The following is a 17,798-nucleotide window of genomic DNA, read 5'->3' as shown; positions in this document are numbered from 1 at the left end:
CGGCAAAAGGTGATGGCGCGTCCCGAAAAAGCCGGCAAAAGGTGATGGGGCGTCTCGGAAAAGCCGGCCGGAAGTGATGGGGCGTGTCAACGCAGGACGCTCCCCCACCCGGTGAGGGTGAGGGAGCGTCAGGGCACCGGGAAAAATACGGGTTAGCGGTCCAGGTCGCCGCGGATGAAGGCTTCGACCTTCTCGCGGGCGAGGTCGTCATTGAACTGCTCCGGCGGGGACTTCATGAAGTAGCTGGAGGCGGACAGCAGCGGGCCGCCGATGCCACGGTCCAGGCCGACCTTCGCGGCACGGATCGCGTCGATGATCACGCCGGCGGAGTTGGGGGAATCCCAGACCTCCAGCTTGTACTCCAGGGACACCGGGGCGTCGCCGAAGTTCCGGCCCTCGAGGCGCACGAAGGCCCACTTGCGGTCGTCGAGCCACTGGACGTAGTCGGACGGGCCGATGTGCACGTCCTTGGCAGCCAGCTCGGCTTCCACGTTGGAGGTCACGGCCTGGGTCTTGGAGATCTTCTTGGACTCCAGGCGGTCACGCTCCAGCATGTTCTTGAAGTCCATGTTGCCGCCGACGTTCAGCTGGTAGGTCCGGTCCAGGGTGACGCCCCGGTCCTCGAACAGCTTGGCCATCACGCGGTGGGTGATGGTGGCGCCGATCTGGCTCTTGATGTCGTCGCCGACGATCGGGACACCGGCGGCGGTGAACTTGTCAGCCCACTCCTTGGTGCCGGCAATGAACACGGGCAGGGCGTTGACGAACGCCACCCCGGCGTCGATCGCAGCCTGGGCGTAGAACTCGGCAGCCTGCTGGGAACCGACGGGCAGGTAGCAGACCAGGACGTCAGCCTTGGCGTCCTTCAGGGCCTGGACCACATCGACGGGCTCTTCGGTGGACTGCTCGATGGTCTCAAGGTAGTACTTGCCCAGCCCGTCCAGGGTGTGGCCGCGCTGGACCGTGACGCCCGTCGGGGGAACGTCGGCAATCTTGATGGTGTTGTTCTCGCTGGCCAGGATGGCATCGGAAAGGTCAACGCCGACCTTCTTGCCGTCCACGTCGAACGCGGCGACGAACTCAACGTCACCCACGTGGTACTGGCCGAACTCAACGTGCATCAGGCCCGGGATGGTCTCTGCCGGGTCGGCATCCTTGTAGTAGTGGACGCCCTGCACCAGCGAGGCGGCGCAGTTTCCCACGCCAACGATTGCAACACGAATGGGATGTGAAGACACAGAACTCCTTTGGGGACAAACGTCAGCCGGCCTGGTTGGCCTCCGAGGAATGGACGACGGCGGCCGGCTGGCTTGGCGCCGCGCGGCGCCATTTCATACTACCCAACACAGCGGGACCGGCCGTTGTTCCGCCGGTCCCGCCGTGTAATGAAAACAGGTGCCTTAGGCGCCCTGTTTCCAGAGGTTGATATCGGACTCAACCGCGAACTCGTCAATGGCAGTCAGTTCATCGCCGGAGAAGTCGAGGTTGTTGATGGCGGACAGGGTGTCCTCCAACTGCCGGACGCTCGAGGCGCCCACCAGTGCCGAGGTGACCGGTGAACCCTTGGGCTGGTCGCGCAGGATCCAGGCGATGGCCATCTGCGCGAGCGACTGCCCGCGGCCCTCGGCGATCTTCCGCAGTCCCCGGACCCGGTCCAGTTTCTCCTCCGTAATGGAGTCCTCGGAGAGGAACCGTGCCTTGGCCGCCCGGGAGTCCTCGGGGATCCCGTGAAGGTAGCGGTCCGTGAGCATCCCCTGTGCCAGGGGCGAGAAGGCGATGGACCCGGCGCCCACCTGGTCCAGTACCTCGTAAAGGTTGGGCGAACCGTCCTCGGTCCAGCGGTTCAACATGGAGTAGCTGGGCTGGTGGATCAGGAGGGGCGTACCGAGTTCCTTGAGGATGCGGGCGGCCTCCAGGGTCTGTTCGGGGGTGTACGAGGAAATCCCGGCGTACAGTGCCTTGCCGGACCGGACGGCGTAGTCAAGGGCGCCCATGGTTTCCTCCATGGGCGTCTCGGGGTCCGGGCGGTGGCTGTAGAAGATGTCCACGTAGTCCAGGCCCATCCGCTGCAGCGACTGGTCCAGGCTGGAGATCAGGTACTTGCGCGAACCCCATTCGCCGTAGGGGCCGGGCCACATGTAGTAGCCGGCCTTGGTGGAGATGACCAGTTCGTCGCGGTAGGGCTTGAAGTCGTCCCGCAGGTGCCGGCCGAAGTTCGTTTCCGCGGACCCGTCCGGCGGCCCGTAATTGTTGGCGAGGTCGAAGTGGTTGACGCCCAGGTCGAAGGCGCGGCGGAGGATGTCCCGCTGCTCCTCGAAGCGTTTGTCGTCGCCGAAGTTGTGCCAGAGGCCAAGGGAGATGGCCGGGAGTTTGAGCCCGCTTCGGCCCACCCGGCGGTAGGGCATGGTTTCGTAGCGGTTGTCCGCTGCTGCATAGGTCATGCGTTCTGTCCGTCCTGTTGGGTTGCGATGATCGCGGCACTCCAGGGCGCCAGGGCCAGTGCCCCGCCGTCCAGCCCGGTTCCGTTGTCCGTAGCCAGCAGGACGCTGCCGGAACCGTCCAGCCGGACCTTGGCGTCGGAGAAGTTCACCAGCACCTCAACGGAACCGCGCCGGAACCGCAGCCACCCAGCGTCGTCGTCGAACGAAACGTCGGTGCCGTCAAAGCCAAGCCCGGCCACATCCGGATGGGAACGGCGCAGCGCCGTCAGGGACCGGTACAGCTCCAGGAGCCGCGCGTGGTCACCCGTGCCAGCCTCGGCCCAGTCCAGCTTGGAGCGGCGGAAGGTTTCGGGGTCCTGGGGATCGGGCACGACGGCGGGATCCCACCCCATGCGCTCGAACTCCCTGATGCGCCCTTCCGCGGTGGCCTTGCCGAGCTCGGGTTCGGGGTGCGAGGTGAAGAACTGCCACGGTGTGGAGGCCCCGTACTCCTCGCCCATGAACAGCATGGGCGTGAACGGCGAGGTCAGCGTGAGCACCGCGGCCACGGCCAGCTGCCCGTAGGACAGCGACTGGGAGAGCCTGTCTCCCGTGGCCCGGTTGCCGATCTGGTCGTGGTTCTGGTTGCAGACCACCAGCGCCGCCGGGTGCACCAGCGAGGCGTTGATGGGGCGTCCGTGATGCCGGCCGCGGAAGCTGGAGTAGCTGCCGTCGTGGAGGAACCCGTCCTTGAGGACCTTGGCCAGCACGGCCAGGGAGTCGAAGTCCGAGTAGTAGCCGGTGGTTTCGCCGCTGACGTTGACGTGGACCGCGTGGTGGAAGTCATCGCTCCACTGGCCGGCCAGGCCGTACCCGTTGGCGTCACGGGGGTAGATCAGGCGCGGGTTGTTCAGGTCCGATTCCGCGATGAGGGTCTTGGGCAGCCCGGTTTCGGCCGAAATGGCGTCGCCCAGGGCCCCGAGGTCCTCGAGGATGTGCACGGCCCGCTCGTCCCGCAGCGCGTGCACGGCATCCAGGCGGAGCCCGTCCACGTGGTAGTCACGCAGCCACAGGGCGGCGTTGTCCAGGATGTATTCGCGCACCACGTCCGAGCCGGGGCCGTCCAGGTTCACGGAATCGCCCCAGGTGTTCGCGTCGCCCTGCTTCAGGTACGGGCCGAACTTGGGGAGGTAGTTGCCGCTGGGTCCCAGGTGGTTGTACACCACGTCCTGGATGACCCCGACTCCTGCCGCGTGGGCGGCATCGACGAACCGCTGGTAGGCAGCAGGGCCGCCGTAGCCTTCGTGCACGGCGTACCACTGGACGCCGTCGTAGCCCCAGTTGTGGGTGCCGTTGAAGCCGTTGACCGGCAGCAGTTCCACGAAGTCGATGCCCAGGTCCGCCAGGTAGTCCAGCTTCTCCGCGGCAGCATCAAGGGTGCCGTCAGGCGTGAAGGTGCCCACGTGCAGTTCGTAGATCACGGAGCCCTGCAGGTCCTTGCCGCCCCAGCCGGAGTCCTGCCAGGCGTAGGCGGCGGGATCGTAGGTCCGGGACTGTTCGTGCACGCCGGCGGGGAGCCGGCGCGACCGGGGATCCGGGATGGGGGTGCTGTCCCCGTCCAGGAGGTAGCCGTAGTCCACGTCGCCGTCGGCCGGGGCGTCGGGTGCGGTCCACCACCCCTCCGAGCCGGGCGAAGTCTCCTTCTTCCGCATGGGGTACTGCCGGCCGTCGGCCAGCAGGACCACCGAGGCAGCTTCCGGCGCCCACACATCGAAGCGTTCGGTTCCTGCGTTGACCAGGGTCATGCCTTTTCTCCATCCACGGGTACCAGCAGGGCCACGGGGTAGGTCCCCAGCACCTCGGACACCGAAACCGGCCCCGGACCGTAGCTGGTACCGGTGAGTTCGTCGCGCATGGCAACGGAAAGCTCGACGGCGGTGTCCCGCCATCCGCCGGCGGCTTCCAGGCCGGCGGGAAGCCGGGTAGCCAGGGTCACCGCGCCGGACGACGCCGCCGACGTGCCACGGGAAAACGCGAGCAGGTGCCCGGCCGCCGCGCCAGTGGCGCCGAGCGGGGTGTAGCCCTGGAACAGCTCAGGCCTGTCCCGGCGAAGGCGCAGTGCCCGCGAGGTGACCAGCAGCTTGCTTGCTTCTGTGCCCGCGTCCGGCAACTCGCCGGCGTCGAGCTTTGCCAGCTCTGCCTGCCGTGCAGCGAAGTCCACGGGCCGGCGGTTGTCCGGGTCCGTCAGCGACCGTTCCCAGAACTCGCTGCCCTGGTACACGTCCGGCACGCCCGGCATGGTCAGCTGGACCAGCTTGGCGGCCACCGAATTCGCGGCCGAGTAGGCGTCGATGCGGGCCACGAAGTCCCCAACCACCTTGGCCACCTTGGCGTCGTCGAAGACCGCATCCACGGCAGCCTTGACCTTGGCCTCGAAATCCTCGTTGGGCTCGGTCCACTTGGTGGAATTGCCGGCCTCCCTGGCCGCCTTTTCCGCATAGCCCTGCAGCCGCTCCCGGCTGGCCGGCCACGCACCAACGATTGCCTGCCACAGCAGGTTCTCGTACGGTCCGTCCGGAATCGGCGCCAGTCCGCGGAGCGTCTCCAGCGTTTCCGCCCACTCCTGCGGCAGTTCGGCGATGACCGAGATCCGCGCCCGGGCATCCTCGCTGCGCTTGGTGTCATGGGTGGACAGGGTGGTCATGGACAGCGGCAGTTCCTGCTGGCGCCGCTGCATGCGCAGGTGGAATTCCTCCGGCGCCACCGCGAACTCGGTGGGCTCGGCGCCCACCTCGGTCAGGGTGCCCAGGCGGGTGTAGCGGTAGAACGCCGTATCCTCCACGCCCTTGGCCATGACCATGCCGGAGGTCTGCTGGAAGCGGACGGCGATGCGATTGGCGGGGTCTAGCAGCAACGGCAGGAGGGTTCCCACTGCTACTTCCAGGTCCGGCCGGTGCGCCGCGGCGGACTCGCAGGCTTCCTTGAGGACGTCGGCTCCCACCGGCAGGTAGGACCGGTAGACCGGGAAGGACGCGATGATCTCGGCAATGGCGTCGGCCGCCTGGTCCACGGTGACGCCGTAGGACTCGGGGACCAGCCGGGCCAGGCGCAGCACCTCGGAGCGCAGGATGCCGTCGGCGATCATGCGCTTGGTGCCGCGGATCATCTCCGCGTAATCGGCGGGCTTGGACGATCCCCGCAGGGAAGCGTCCAGGGCGTCCAGGGCCTGCTGCCCGGCAGGGTCAACAAACACCCGGTCCACGTCCGCCAGTGCGTCGTAGCCGGTGGTGCCTTCGCAGGCGAAGTCCTGGGGCAGGACTTCGCCCGGCTCCAGGATCTTCTCCACCAGGACGTACGCACCGCCGCTGAGGTCCTTGAGCCAGCGGAGGTAGCCTGCGGGGTCAGCCAGACCATCCGGGTGGTCCACGCGGAGCCCATCCACCAGGCCATCGGTGAACCAGCGGCCCACCTCGGCATGGGCCTTCTCGAAAACTGACGGCTCTTCCACCCGGATGCCGGCCAAGGTGGTGACCGCAAAGAAACGCCGGTAGTTCAGCTCGGCATCGGCACGGCGCCAGTCCATGAGCTGGTAGTGCTGGCGGCTGTGGACGTCCTGCGGGGAGTCACCCTCGCTGTACGTGCCCTCGGCCAGCGGGAACCGGTGGTCGTAGTAGCGGAGCTCGCCGTCCTTGACCTCGAGCTTGTCCAGGTCGGCGTCCGAGCCGAGCATCGGCAGCCGGACCTTTCCGCCGCCCAGGTCCCAGTCGACGTCGAACGCTTCGGCGTACGGCGACCCGCGGCCTTCCTTGAGCAGGGACCACCACCACGGGTTTTGCACCGGAGTGGCAACGCCCACGTGGTTGGGCACAATGTCCACCAGGACGCCCATGCCGTGTTCGCGGGCAGCCTTGGAGAGGGCCAGCAGGCCTTCCGGGCCGCCGCGGTCCGGGTCCACCGCGGAGGGGTCGGTCACGTCATAGCCGTGGTCCGAGCCCTTCTCCGCGGTGAGGATGGGCGAGAGGTACACCCAGTCCACGCCGAGGTCCTTCAGGTACGGGACTTTCTCGGCCGCGTCGAACAGGGTGAAGCTGCTGCGGATCTGCAGACGGTAAGTGGAGACCGGAGTCCTCATGCCTTGGCGTCCTCGTCGGCGCCCGTTGCCCTTGCCTCGCTCGCCTCCGCGGCCTTGGTCTGGGCCTCCACCATTTCCTCCTGGGCTTCCTCGTGCTCGGCCATGGAGGCCAGGGACGCGGCTGCCGAGGTGTCCACTTCGGCTTCGGGGCCGGAGTAGGCGCGCAGGACCACCATGGACTTCGCATCCAGCGTCAGGTTGGCCCCGGCCTTGAGCGGCTCGTAGGCGTCGGCCTGCGCGGCGGTGTCGATCAGGACCTCCCAGTACTGCGAGTACTCGTCGGACGGGACGCAGAAGTCCACCGCTTCGTCATGGGCGTTGAAGGCCATGAGGAAGCTGTCATCGGTGATCCTGCGGCCGCGCGAGTCCTGTTCCTGGATGCCGTCACCGTTGTAGAACACGCCGATGGTCCGGCCGAAGCCGCTCCCCCAGTCCTCCGGCAGCATTTCGGTGCCGTCGGTCTTGAGCCAGACGATGTCCGGCAGCTTCTCGCCTTCGCCACGGCGTACGGGGCGGCCGTCGAAGAAGCGGCTGCGGCGGAAGGTCGGGTGGTCGTGGCGGAGCTTGTTCACGAAGGCCGTGAACTCCACCAGCGGCTGGTCCATGGCTTCCCAGTGCACCCAGCTGAGCTCGGAGTCCTGGCAGTAGGTGTTGTTGTTGCCCTGCTGCGTCCGGCCCAGCTCGTCGCCGTGGAGCAGCATGGGGACGCCCTGGGAGAGCAGCAGCGTGGCGATGAAGTTCCGTTGCTGCCGGGCACGCAGGGTCAGCACCTTCTCGTCGTCGGTGTCCCCCTCCACGCCGCAGTTCCAGGAACGGTTGTGGGATTCGCCGTCGTTGTTGCCTTCGCCGTTGGCCTCGTTGTGCTTCTCGTTGTAGGAGACCAGGTCCCGCATGGTGAAGCCGTCGTGGGCGGTGACGAAGTTGATGGAGGCCACCGGGCGCCGGGCGGAGCTTTCGTACAGGTCCGCGGAGCCGGTCAGGCGGGACGCGAACTCGCCCAGGGTGGAGGGTTCGCCGCGCCAGAAGTCACGGACGGTGTCGCGGTACTTGCCGTTCCACTCCGTCCACTGCGGCGGGAAGTTGCCCACCTGGTAGCCGCCGGGCCCAACGTCCCACGGCTCGGCGATCAGCTTGACCTGGGAGACCACCGGGTCCTGCTGGATCAGTTCGAAGAAGGTGGAGAGCTTGTCCACGTCGTAGAACTCGCGGGCCAGGGTGGAGGCGAGGTCGAAGCGGAACCCGTCCACGTGCATCTCGGTGACCCAGTAGCGCAGGGAATCCATCAGCAGCTGCAGGGAGTGCGGGTGGCGCACGTTCAGCGAGTTACCCGTGCCGGTGTAGTCCATGTAGTGCTTGAGGTCGTTGTCCACCAGGCGGTAGTAGGCCTGGTTGTCGATGCCCTTGAATGACAGCGTGGGGCCCAGGTGGTTGCCTTCGGCCGTGTGGTTGTAGACGACGTCGAGGATCACTTCGATGCCGGCGCGGTGCAGGTCGCGGACCATGGCCTTGAATTCCTGGACCTGGTGCCCCACATCGCCCGTGGAGCTGTAGGTGTTCTGCGGCGCGAAGAAGCCGATGGTGTTGTAGCCCCAGTAGTTGTTGAGGCCCTTCTCTTCCAGGGTGCCGTCGTTGACGAACTGGTGCACTGGCATGAGCTCGATCGCGGTGACGCCGAGCTTCTTCATGTGGTCGATGACCGCGGGGTGCGAAACGCCGGCGTAGGTGCCGCGCTGCTCTTCGGGGATCTCAGGGTGCAGCTCGGTGAGGCCCTTGACGTGGGCTTCGTAGATCACCGATTCGTGGTACGGGATCTTCAGCTGGCGGTCGCCGTCCCATTCGAAGAACGGGTTGATGACCACACCGTGCATGGTGTGCGGTGCCGAGTCGGCGTCATTTTGCGAATCGGGGTCGCCGAATTCGTAGGAGAACAGCGCGGGATCCCAGTCGATCTGGCCCTGGATGGCCTTGGCGTACGGGTCCATCAGCAGCTTGTTCGGGTTGAAGCGGTTGCCGCCGGCGGGGTCGTACGGCCCGTGCACCCGGTAGCCGTACTTCTGGCCGGGCTGGATGTGGGGCAGGTAGCAGTGCCACACGTAGCCGTCCACCTCGGTCAGCTCGATCCGGGTCTCGGTCAAGTCATCGGCCAGGAGGCAGAGTTCGACCCGCTCCGCCCGTTCGCTGAACAGGGCGAAATTGGTGCCGGTGCCGTCAAAGGTAGCTCCCAGCGGGTAGGCAGTTCCAGGCCAGACTTCCATCGTGCTCCTCATTTATTGGTCAGCAGCAGACGGCATTGGAACGCCCCTGCTGCTGGTGCGAACTAATGCCTACCGTAGTGGTTGGCTGTGACTATTACGTTTCCAGGCTTCATAGTTACTAAGCATGCTGACTTTACCCCAGGTTTCGGGTAGGGCATCTGCAATTCCGCCAGCGGCGATCGGCCCGCCGGACGCCGCCTCCGATGCCGCCCTCCCGGCCCGGCCATGCAACGCGGCACCCAGCGCGGCGATGGCAGCCCACCGGCCGTCCCCTTCGATGCCCAGATCCAGGAAGGGCCCGACGTCGTCCCCTGCCTGGGCGAGCAGCGCACCGATGACGCCGGCCAGCACATCCCCGCTGCCGGCGGTGGCGAGCCAGGGCGTGCCGTCCGCCTGGCTGAAGGTGGCGCCCCGCGGTGCAGCCACGAGCGTGGTGGCGCCCTTGAGCAGGACGGTAGCCCCGGTGCGCTCTGCCGCGTTGCGCACGGCTGCCAGCGTTCCGGCCTCCACCGCCTCCCGGTCCTCCGGGTGGCGCAGCCGCTGGAACAACGACGCGAGTTCCCCGGCGTGCGGGGTCAGCACCACGTGCGGGGGCAGGATCGCGGGGAGCGCGGGCAGCGCACCGGCATCGGCCACCACCGGAAGATCGGACGCGATCGCGTCCCGCGCCCGGGTCAGTTGATCATGGTCGCCCGGACCCAGGCCGGAGCCCACCAGCCAGGCCTGCACGCGGTTTTCAGCCACGGTCCCGGTGCTGCAGACAACTTCCGGGCACGACTGGCGGACCAGGTCGGCCACCGACGGCGGCCCGAGGTATCTGACCATGCCCACACCCGCGGCCAGGGCTCCCCGGCAGGCGAGGACCGCAGCGCCGGGGTAGTCCTCGGAGCCGGCCACGACACCCAGCACGCCGCGGGAGTACTTCTGGGCCCGCCGGGACGGGTGCGGCAGGAGGCGTGCCATGTCAGCGTCCTCGAGCCGGCGCAGGGAGGGTGCCGGCAGGTGCTCACCGATCCCGATGGGCACCACCAGCACCCGGCCGGCGAAGTCAGCGCCGGGGTCCGCCAGCAGGCCGTTCTTAGCTCCCCCGAACGTGACCGTCAGGTCGGCCGGCAGGACCGGCTCGGTGGCCTCGCCGGTGTCCGCGTCCACGCCGCTGGGAAGGTCGCAGGCCACCACAAGTCCGCGGCGGTGTGCGCCGGCCAGAGCCTGGACCAGGTCCGCGTCGCTCCCCCGCAGCCCGCCCTTGGCGCCGGTTCCCAGCACGGCATCAATCACGACGTCGGCCCGGGCGGCTTCTTCCGCCAGCCCCGGAAGTTCCGCGTCGGTGAGGCGCCGCACCCGGCCGCCGGCGCGCTCAAATGCGGCCAGGCCTTCCGGATGGGCCGCGTCTCCGGTGAGCACCGCCGTCGTACGCATTCCCCGGGCGGCCAGGAAGGCGCCGGCAAACAGGCCGTCACCGCCGTTGTTGCCCTTGCCTGCCAGCACCACCACGCGGGCGCCGTTCAGGCGGCTGCCGCGTGCCTTGAGTTCATTGACGACGGCGTTGGCCAGGCCGTGCGAGGCGCGCCGCATGAGCACGTCCCCCAGCCCGGCGGCCAGGAGCGGCTCCTCGGCGGCCCGGACCTGCGTTCCGGTGTAGGCGCTGATCATGCGTCGGGGGCCTGGTCAGCCTTCGGCCAGGACCGTGGCTGTGGCGATGCCGCCGTCGTGGCTGATGGAGAGGTGCCAGCGCTTGACGCCCTTGGCCTCGGCAACGGCAAGGACGGTTCCCTTGACCTGGACGGTGGGCCCGTTGCTGTCGAGGCCGATCCAGCAGTCCTGCCAGTTCATGCCGGCGGGCGCACCGAGGACCTTGGCCACCGCTTCCTTGGCGGCGAACCGGGCGGCCAGGGACCGGGTGTTCAGTTCCCGTTCCGCGGGCACGAACAGGCGGTCCCTCAGGCCCGGCGTCCGTTCCAGTTGCCGCCCGAACCGCTCGATGTCTACTACGTCTACCCCGATGCCAACGATCATGGGTGCCATTCTACGGTGGCGGTGGCGGCCGGAAGGCTGGTGCGCGCCGGTCATTGGGGCTGTCCGCCATCAGCGGAAAAGCGTGACTTTCAGGCTGGTTGCGCGGAGCGCACCCTGGCACCAAAGGGCTTCCGTGGCCGGGGCGGGCCAAAAGTTACGCAAACCCGTTCGACCCCAGGGGTTAACGCTGAAGCCCCGGGCCGTACGGCCCGGGGCTTCAGCTGTCCTGCAGTGTGCCGGTTATTCGACGGTGACGCTCTTGGCGAGGTTGCGGGGCTGGTCCACGTCGTAGCCCTTGGCTGCTGCGAGTTCCGCGGCGAAGATCTGCAGCGGGACGGTGGTCAGCAGGGGCATCAGGAGGGTGGGGGTCTCCGGGACGTAGAAGACGTACTCGGCGTAGGCCTTCACGGCCTCGTCGCCTTCCTCGGCGATGACCAGGGTCCGGGCGCCGCGGGCGCGGACTTCCTGGATGTTGGAGACCACCTTGGCGTGCAGCGAGTCACGCCCGCGCGGGGACGGGACGACGACGAACACGGGCTGGCCTTCATCGATCAGGGCGATGGGGCCGTGCTTGAGTTCACCGGCGGCGAAGCCTTCGGCGTGGATGTACGCGATCTCCTTGAGCTTCAGGGCGCCTTCGAGGGCCACGGGGTAGCCCACGTGCCGGCCCAGGAACAGCACGGACTTCTCGTCCGCCATGGACCGGGCCAGTTCACGCAGCGGGCCGGCGTTGTCCAGGATGGTCTGGATCTTGGCGGGGATCTTGTTCAGGTCCGCCAGGACGTCCTTGATCTGGCCCGAGAAGATGTTCCCGCGCAACTGCGCCAGGTACAGGCCCAGCAGGTACGCGGCCGTGATCTGGGCCAGGAACGCCTTGGTGGAGGCCACCGCGATCTCCGGGCCGGCGTGCGTGTAGAGCACCGCGTCGGATTCGCGCGGGATGGTGGAGCCGTTGGTGTTGCAGATCGAGATGGTCTTCGCACCCTGTTCCCGGGCGTACCGGACAGCCATCAGCGTGTCCATGGTCTCCCCGGACTGGGAGATGGAGACCACCAGGGTCTTCTCGTCCAGGATCGGATCCCGGTAACGGAACTCATGCGCGAGCTCCACCTCGGTAGGGATCCGGCACCAGTTCTCAATCGCGTACTTCGCCACCATGCCCGCATACGCGGCGGTGCCGCAGGCCAGCACGATGATCTTGTTGACCTGCTTCAGCAGCTCCGGATCGATCCGCAGCTCATCCAGGGTCAGCTTGCCCTTGATGTCCGAGCGGCCCAGCAGGGTCTGCGCCACGGCGTCGGGCTGGTCATGGATTTCCTTCTCCATGAACGAGGAGAACCCGCCCTTTTCCGCCGAGGCCGGATCCCAGTCCACGTGGTATTCCTTGCCGGAGGCCGGGTTGCCATAGAAATCAGTGATCTCCACGGAATCGGCAGTGATCGTGACGATCTGGTCCTGGCCCAGTTCCACCGCCCGGCGGGTGTAGTCGATGAACCCGGACACGTCCGAGCCCAGGAAGTTCTCCCCCTCGCCCAGGCCCACCACCAGCGGTGAGTTACGGCGGGCGGCCACGACGACGTCGGGCTGGTAAGCGTGCACGGCCAGCAGGGTGAAAGCGCCCTCGAGGCGCTGGCAGGCGAGCTCCATGGCCTTGGTCAGGCCACCGTGGGCGGTGTCCCCGCCCAACTGGTTGCGGAGGATGTCGGCCAGCAGCGCGGCAGCGACCTCGGTGTCCGTCTCGGACAGGAACGTCACACCCTTCTCCAGCAGCTCCAGCTTGAGCTCGGCGAAGTTTTCGATGATGCCGTTGTGGATCACGGCCAGCTTGCCGCCGTCAGCCAGGTGCGGGTGCGCGTTGCGGTCCGTCGGGCCGCCGTGCGTCGCCCACCGCGTGTGGCCGATACCGGTCAGGGTCTCTGGCAAGGGCCGGGCCTCCAGCTCACCAATCAGGTTGCTCAGCTTCCCGGACTTCTTCCGCGACTCGATGGCCCCCTGGGACACCACAGCCACACCGGCAGAGTCATAACCGCGGTACTCCAGGCGCCGCAGCCCCTCAAGGACAACATCCAAGGCACTGTGGCCATTAATTGCACCGTCAACCGAACGGCCTACGTAACCCACGATTCCACACATAGGCACAAGACTATCGGGCGCGTGCCACTTGCTCTAAACCGGAGGGCCGCGGTGCGGCGCCTCCGTGACGGGTGCCGCCGCGCTGAGCAGGGGCGTCATTTCGCGATGGGCCCGGCGCGGGGCAGAATCTTTAGGTGACTTCGCAACGCAATGAAGCGAACGGGGAGGGTGCCTCGCCGTTCGTGGAGCTGGACCGGCATACCTGGTCCCGGCTCGCAGCCCAGATGGAACAGCCCCTCAATGAAGAGGACGTGCTGCGCCTCCGCGGGCTCGGCGACCCCTTGGACATCAAGGAGGTCAGTGACGTCTACCTGCCGCTGTCACGGCTCCTGCACCTGTACGTGGAAGCTGCCGGGCAACTCCACGCGGCCACCACCACGTTCCTGGGCGAGCAGACCCAGCGCACCCCCTTCGTGATCGGTGTGGCCGGCTCGGTCGCAGTGGGCAAGTCCACCATCGCCCGTGTGCTGCGGGAAATGCTGCGCCGCTGGCCCGGCACCCCCAACGTTGAGCTGATTACCACCGACGGATTCCTCTACCCGCTGGCCGAGCTTAAGCGCCGGCAACTGCTGGACCGGAAGGGCTTCCCGGAGTCCTATGACCGGCGGGCGCTGCTGCGCTTCGTGAGCGAGATCAAGGGCGGCGCCGAGGAAGTGCGGGCACCCTGGTATTCGCACGTCACGTACGACATTGTTCCCGGCAAGGAAGTGGTGGTCCGCCGCCCGGACGTGCTCATCGTGGAGGGCCTGAACGTGCTGGCCCCGGCCCGCCCCCGGCATGACGGCCGGCAGGGCCTGGCATTGAGTGACTTCTTTGACTTCTCCATCTACGTGGACGCCAAGACCTCCTACATCGAGGAGTGGTACGTGGACCGGTTCCGGAAGCTGCGGAGCACCGCGTTCGCGCAGCCGGAATCCTACTTCCACCGCTACGCCACGCTCTCCGACGACGAGGCGGAGGAGACCGCCCGGGACATTTGGAAGCGGATCAACGAGCCCAACCTGGAGGAGAACGTGCTGCCTACCCGCGGCCGGGCGCAGCTGGTGCTGACTAAAGAGGCGGACCATTCCATCCGCCGGATGCTGCTCCGGAAGGTTTAGCACAGGTGTGCTACGAATGTGGGTCATACAGCCGGCGCAGCTTCACGCGCTTCCTCGCTGCGGGGGCCGGGCTGACTGTCCTGTCCGCCTGCACGCCGGAGGCACCCAAGGCGGCGCCGTCGTCGTCCGCGGCTGCCTCACCGTCCCCCTCCCCTGCCGCCGCCACCGCAACAGCGGGCACGACGGCGGACGCGGCCACGGTGGGCCAGCCGTCCGGGACGCCGTCCCCCACACCGTCGCCCTCGGCAACGCTGGCACGGCAATTTTCGCTTGATGATCCGGCCAGCCCCTGGGTCATCGTGAACAAGCACCGGGCACTGAAGCCCGCCGACTATGTGCCGGCCGACTTGGTGCGTCCCGCCGTCGCCATCTCCGCCGCGGGTGAGGCTGCGCTGCTCAACAGCACCACCGCCGCAGCGGCGGAGGCGATGTTCGCTGCGGCCGCAAGGGATGGCGTGGCGATTGTCCTGGCCAGCGGCTACCGCTCGTACAGCACTCAGGTGACCACCTACAACGGGTACGTCGCGGCGCGGGGACAGGCCGACGCCGACACCGCCAGTGCGCGGCCCGGCCACTCGGAGCACCAGACGGGATGGGCGTTCGACATCGGGGACGGTGGGGGTGCGTGCAGCTTCCAGCCGTGCTTCGCGGAGCAGCCTGCCGCCACGTGGGCGAAAGCGAACGGGCACCGGTTCGGATTCGTGGTGCGCTACCCGTGGATGCTGCACCCCATCACGGGGTACTACTACGAGCCGTGGCACCTGCGGTACGTAGGCGTGGAGGCGGCCACGGACATGCTGAACCGCGGCATCGGAACGCTGGAGGAATACTTCGGGCTGGAAGCGGCACCGGGATACCCCTAAACGTCCAAGACGCCAGTCCAGTTCCCATGACGCGCCAAAAATTTACCGCCGCGTTATCTGAAGCACTCCCTCCGTGGGCTAGCGTGGGTCCCATGCTGACTGGATTCAAGAATTTCATTATGAAGGGCAACGTTGTTGACCTTGCCGTCGCCGTCGTGATGGGTGCCGCGTTCGGTGCTGTTGTCACATCAATCGTGGAGGGCCTGCTCACCCCGCTGATCGGCCTGCTCTTCCAGGCCAAGGGCATCGAGGAAATGCAGTGGAACGGCTTCCTTTACGGCCGGGTCATCTCTTCCATCATTTCCTTCGTCCTGATCGCTGCCGCCATCTACTTCGTTGTGGTCCTTCCGATGAACCACATGATCGAGCGGCGCAACCGCCGGCTCGGGATCGACCCTGATGTCAAGGAAGAATCTGCCGAGGACCCGCAGATCGCCCTGCTGACCGAAATCCGTGACTCCCTCCAGAGCCGGAATATCTGACCCGTATCCGCCCCACAACTGTGGCCCGTCTCCTTTGGGAGGCGGGCCACAATTGGTTTGCAGAGGTTCGCGGCTAGTTGGGTCCCGCGTTGTCGTGACTACCTGCGGGTCTTGCTCAGGATCGGGGCAATTTATGGGAAATTTACGCCATTAGGTCCCCTTGTCCTATTAGGCTCAGTGCACCGCAGCCTCATTGGGGAGGCCGCGGAACCGTGGCTGCAGATGTTGGATCTGCAACTCTCTGGAAGGTTTTGATGAAACATCGCCAGCAGTCAACGTCAATTGACATTGAACGGGTAATTCTCGTCCCGATCATGGCGCTCTTGTTATTGTGGGCGGTCTCCGCGCTGTTTTCGGGCTCGAAGGCTGCTTCTCCCTCGGCTCTGGTCGGCGCATTGCAGCTCTCCTACCAAGTATTGATGACTGTCTTTTACCTGTTGGCGGTCTACTTCCTCTTGACCAGGAATTCCGCAAGTGCCCGGACCGGACGCATCGCTCCCACAGTCGCGGCCTACGTTGGGACCTTCCTGCCGTTCCTGTTCGCGTTTGCCGGCGGGACGGAAGTATCTGAAGGTCTGGCACTTTTTTCGGTGGCGCTCATGACCCTGGGAATGGTCTTTACTGTCTGGTCCCTGATGACGCTTGGCAAGAGTTTCGGCGTGGAGCCCCAGGTAAGAACGCTCGTACAGCACGGCCCCTACCGGCTGATCCGCAACCCTCTTTACGTTGGAGAGCTGATCACCCTGACCGGGGCTGTGTGCTTCAGCCCCACTCTGCTGAAGACGGCAATCCTTGTGGCACTGGCAGCCGTTCAGGCATACCGGGCAATTCAGGAGGAACAGCTGCTGGCCGAAAACGTGCCCGAATATGCCGCATACAAGCTGCGGACTGCGCGGTTCGTGCCCGGCCTGTTCTGACCCTGCTGATGGTCCCGGAAACCGCTTGGCAGGTCCGCCAGCGAAATGTGGCCCGCTTCCCTTTCGGGAGGCGGGCCACATTTCCTTTGACTTCTAGTTTGAGGCGAGCTCCAGGGCGAGCTCCGTCCGGACCACCCGGGCAAGGTGTTCAGCGATGGACTGGGCGGTTTCCTCGTCCGCCGCCTCCACCATCACACGGACCACGGGTTCGGTGCCGGAGGGACGGAGCAGGACCCGGCCGGTGTCACCCAGGGCGGCTTCCGCTGCCGCCACGGCCTGGGCCAGGACGCCGTTGCTGCTGACCCGGCTGCGGTCGACGCCCTTGACGTTGATGAGTACCTGCGGGAGCTTCGTCATGACCGTGGCGAGCTCCTTGAGCGGTTTCCCGGTCAGGGCCACCTGCGCGGCGAGCTGCAGGCCGGTAAGGAGGCCGTCACCGGTGGTCGCATGGTCGGAGAAAATGACGTGGCCGGACTGCTCGCCGCCGAGGTTGTAGCCGCCGTCGCGCATGCCCTCGAGGACGTAGCGGTCCCCCACTGCTGTTTCCAGAATGGTGATGCCCGCGTCGCGCAGGGCAATTTTGAGGCCCAGGTTGCTCATGACGGTGGCCACTAGGACATCGTCCTTGAGCTTGCCGGCCTTCTTGAGCGCGACGGCAAGGATGGCCATGATCTGGTCGCCGTCCACCTCGCTGCCTTCATGGTCCACGGCCAAGCAGCGGTCAGCGTCGCCGTCGTGAGCGATGCCCAGGTTGGCACCGTACTTGATCACTGCGTCCTTGAGCGGCCCCAAGTGGGTGGAGCCCACGCCGTCGTTGATGTTCAGTCCGTCCGGATCCGCGCCGATGACGATGACGTGGGCTCCTGCGTCCTTGAAAAGCTGGGGCGAGCAGCCGCTGGCGGCACCGTTGGCGCAGTCCAGTACAACGGTGAGGCCGTCCAGGCGGTGCGGCAGGGTGCGGAGCAGGTGGACGATGTAGCGGTCTTCGGCATCGGAGAAGCGCTGGATGCGGCCGACGTCGGGGCCGGTGGGGCGGACGGCTTCCTTGCTCATCTGGGCCTCGATGGCGTCCTCCACCTCGTCGGGCAGCTTTTGGCCGCCGCGGGCGAAGAACTTGATGCCGTTGTCCGGCGCCGGGTTGTGGGAGGCGGAGATCATGACGCCGAAGTCGGCGTCCAGGTCCGCGACCAGGTAGGCGGCTGCGGGGGTGGGCAGGACGCCGGCGTCGTAGACGTCGATGCCCGAGCTGGAGAGGCCGGCTTCCACGGCGGCGGCGATGAATTCACCGCTGGCTCGCGGGTCACGGGCCAGCACGGCGCGGGGCCGGGAGCCGTTGGAGTTGCGGTCGTGGCCGAGCACGACAGCGGCCGCCTGGGCCAACTGCAGGGCAAGCTCTGCTGTCAGCAGGCCGTTGGCCAGCCCCCGGACACCATCAGTTCCAAATAATCTAGACACCGGTCAAGTCTAGAGGATGGGGTTG

General features: G+C 66.8%; 13 protein-coding genes. 4 read left to right on the top strand and 9 right to left on the bottom strand.

Annotated elements, in window-relative coordinates; translation table 11 throughout:
• Positions 1-152: 152 nt before the first annotated feature.
• The 8 genes from AC1DIP_RS02315 to glmS all read right to left on the bottom strand — a co-directional run bounded on the left by AC1DIP_RS02315 (position 153) and on the right by glmS (position 12,956).
• Complete coding sequence (locus AC1DIP_RS02315) at positions 153-1,238, bottom strand: inositol-3-phosphate synthase (protein ID WP_477732680.1); 1,086 nt, start codon at positions 1,236-1,238, stop codon at positions 153-155.
• A 162-nt stretch (positions 1,239-1,400) separates the two neighbouring features.
• Positions 1,401-2,441, bottom strand: coding sequence for an L-glyceraldehyde 3-phosphate reductase (gene mgrA, locus AC1DIP_RS02310; protein ID WP_477732679.1), 1,041 nt, complete (start codon positions 2,439-2,441; stop codon positions 1,401-1,403).
• Positions 2,438-4,225: a malto-oligosyltrehalose trehalohydrolase gene (gene treZ / locus AC1DIP_RS02305; protein ID WP_477732678.1), complete on the bottom strand. Its 1,788-nt coding sequence runs from the start codon at positions 4,223-4,225 to the stop codon at positions 2,438-2,440. Before treZ ends, mgrA begins: the two co-directional genes overlap by 4 nt.
• Positions 4,222-6,552 (bottom strand): malto-oligosyltrehalose synthase, encoded by a 2,331-nt coding sequence (gene treY / locus AC1DIP_RS02300; protein ID WP_477732677.1) that lies wholly within the window; start codon positions 6,550-6,552, stop codon positions 4,222-4,224. Before treY ends, treZ begins: the two co-directional genes overlap by 4 nt.
• Positions 6,549-8,807: a glycogen debranching protein GlgX gene (glgX, locus tag AC1DIP_RS02295; protein WP_476206337.1), complete on the bottom strand. Its 2,259-nt coding sequence runs from the start codon at positions 8,805-8,807 to the stop codon at positions 6,549-6,551. Before glgX ends, treY begins: the two co-directional genes overlap by 4 nt.
• Positions 8,808-8,876: 69 nt before the next feature.
• Positions 8,877-10,460, bottom strand: a complete 1,584-nt coding sequence (locus AC1DIP_RS02290) for an NAD(P)H-hydrate dehydratase (RefSeq protein ID WP_477732676.1) — start codon at positions 10,458-10,460, stop codon at positions 8,877-8,879.
• A 15-nt stretch (positions 10,461-10,475) separates the two neighbouring features.
• The gene (locus AC1DIP_RS02285) at positions 10,476-10,823 is read right to left on the bottom strand and encodes a holo-ACP synthase (RefSeq protein ID WP_141159808.1); all 348 of its coding nucleotides are present in this window, start codon (positions 10,821-10,823) and stop codon (positions 10,476-10,478) included.
• A gap of 240 nt (positions 10,824-11,063) precedes the next feature.
• Complete coding sequence (gene glmS, locus AC1DIP_RS02280) at positions 11,064-12,956, bottom strand: glutamine--fructose-6-phosphate transaminase (isomerizing) (protein ID WP_477732675.1); 1,893 nt, start codon at positions 12,954-12,956, stop codon at positions 11,064-11,066.
• 134 nt (positions 12,957-13,090) lie between these two features.
• Between glmS and coaA the strand changes: the two genes are divergently transcribed.
• The 4 genes from coaA (at position 13,091) to AC1DIP_RS02260 (ending at position 16,318) form a co-directional block, all read left to right on the top strand.
• Positions 13,091-14,056, top strand: a complete 966-nt coding sequence (coaA, locus tag AC1DIP_RS02275) for a type I pantothenate kinase (RefSeq protein WP_476206343.1) — start codon at positions 13,091-13,093, stop codon at positions 14,054-14,056.
• A gap of 5 nt (positions 14,057-14,061) precedes the next feature.
• Entirely contained in the window at positions 14,062-14,919 is an 858-nt protein-coding gene (locus tag AC1DIP_RS02270; protein WP_477732674.1) for a M15 family metallopeptidase, read from the top strand.
• Between the two features lie 92 nt (positions 14,920-15,011).
• Positions 15,012-15,401, top strand: a complete 390-nt coding sequence (mscL, locus tag AC1DIP_RS02265) for a large conductance mechanosensitive channel protein MscL (protein WP_477732673.1) — start codon at positions 15,012-15,014, stop codon at positions 15,399-15,401.
• A gap of 212 nt (positions 15,402-15,613) precedes the next feature.
• Entirely contained in the window at positions 15,614-16,318 is a 705-nt protein-coding gene (locus tag AC1DIP_RS02260; protein ID WP_477732672.1) for a methyltransferase family protein, read from the top strand.
• A gap of 93 nt (positions 16,319-16,411) precedes the next feature.
• Here the strand turns inward: AC1DIP_RS02260 and glmM are convergent, their stop codons facing one another.
• Positions 16,412-17,773 carry a phosphoglucosamine mutase gene (gene glmM / locus AC1DIP_RS02255; RefSeq protein WP_477732671.1) on the bottom strand — a complete coding sequence of 454 codons (1,362 nt, stop codon included), beginning with the start codon at positions 17,771-17,773 and terminating at the stop codon, positions 16,412-16,414.
• Positions 17,774-17,798 lie beyond the last annotated feature (25 nt).

The organism is Pseudarthrobacter sp. 05T312, assembly GCF_056396685.1.
Note: the sequence above shows the minus strand (reverse complement) of the source record. Positions and strands in the feature narration are given on the sequence as shown.

What these genes read in the sequence shown, in the direction of transcription:
- AC1DIP_RS02285 (WP_141159808.1), bottom strand. Translation starts at nt 10,823, where the DNA reads ATGATCGTTGGCATCGGGGTAGACGTAGTAGACATCGAGCGGTTCGGG.
- glgX (WP_476206337.1), bottom strand. Translation starts at nt 8,807, where the DNA reads ATGGAAGTCTGGCCTGGAACTGCCTACCCGCTGGGAGCTACCTTTGAC.
- treZ (WP_477732678.1), bottom strand. Translation starts at nt 4,225, where the DNA reads ATGACCCTGGTCAACGCAGGAACCGAACGCTTCGATGTGTGGGCGCCG.
- mgrA (WP_477732679.1), bottom strand. Translation starts at nt 2,441, where the DNA reads ATGACCTATGCAGCAGCGGACAACCGCTACGAAACCATGCCCTACCGC.
- glmS (WP_477732675.1), bottom strand. Translation starts at nt 12,956, where the DNA reads ATGTGTGGAATCGTGGGTTACGTAGGCCGTTCGGTTGACGGTGCAATT.
- treY (WP_477732677.1), bottom strand. Translation starts at nt 6,552, where the DNA reads ATGAGGACTCCGGTCTCCACTTACCGTCTGCAGATCCGCAGCAGCTTC.
- mscL (WP_477732673.1), top strand. Translation starts at nt 15,012, where the DNA reads ATGCTGACTGGATTCAAGAATTTCATTATGAAGGGCAACGTTGTTGAC.
- AC1DIP_RS02290 (WP_477732676.1), bottom strand. Translation starts at nt 10,460, where the DNA reads ATGATCAGCGCCTACACCGGAACGCAGGTCCGGGCCGCCGAGGAGCCG.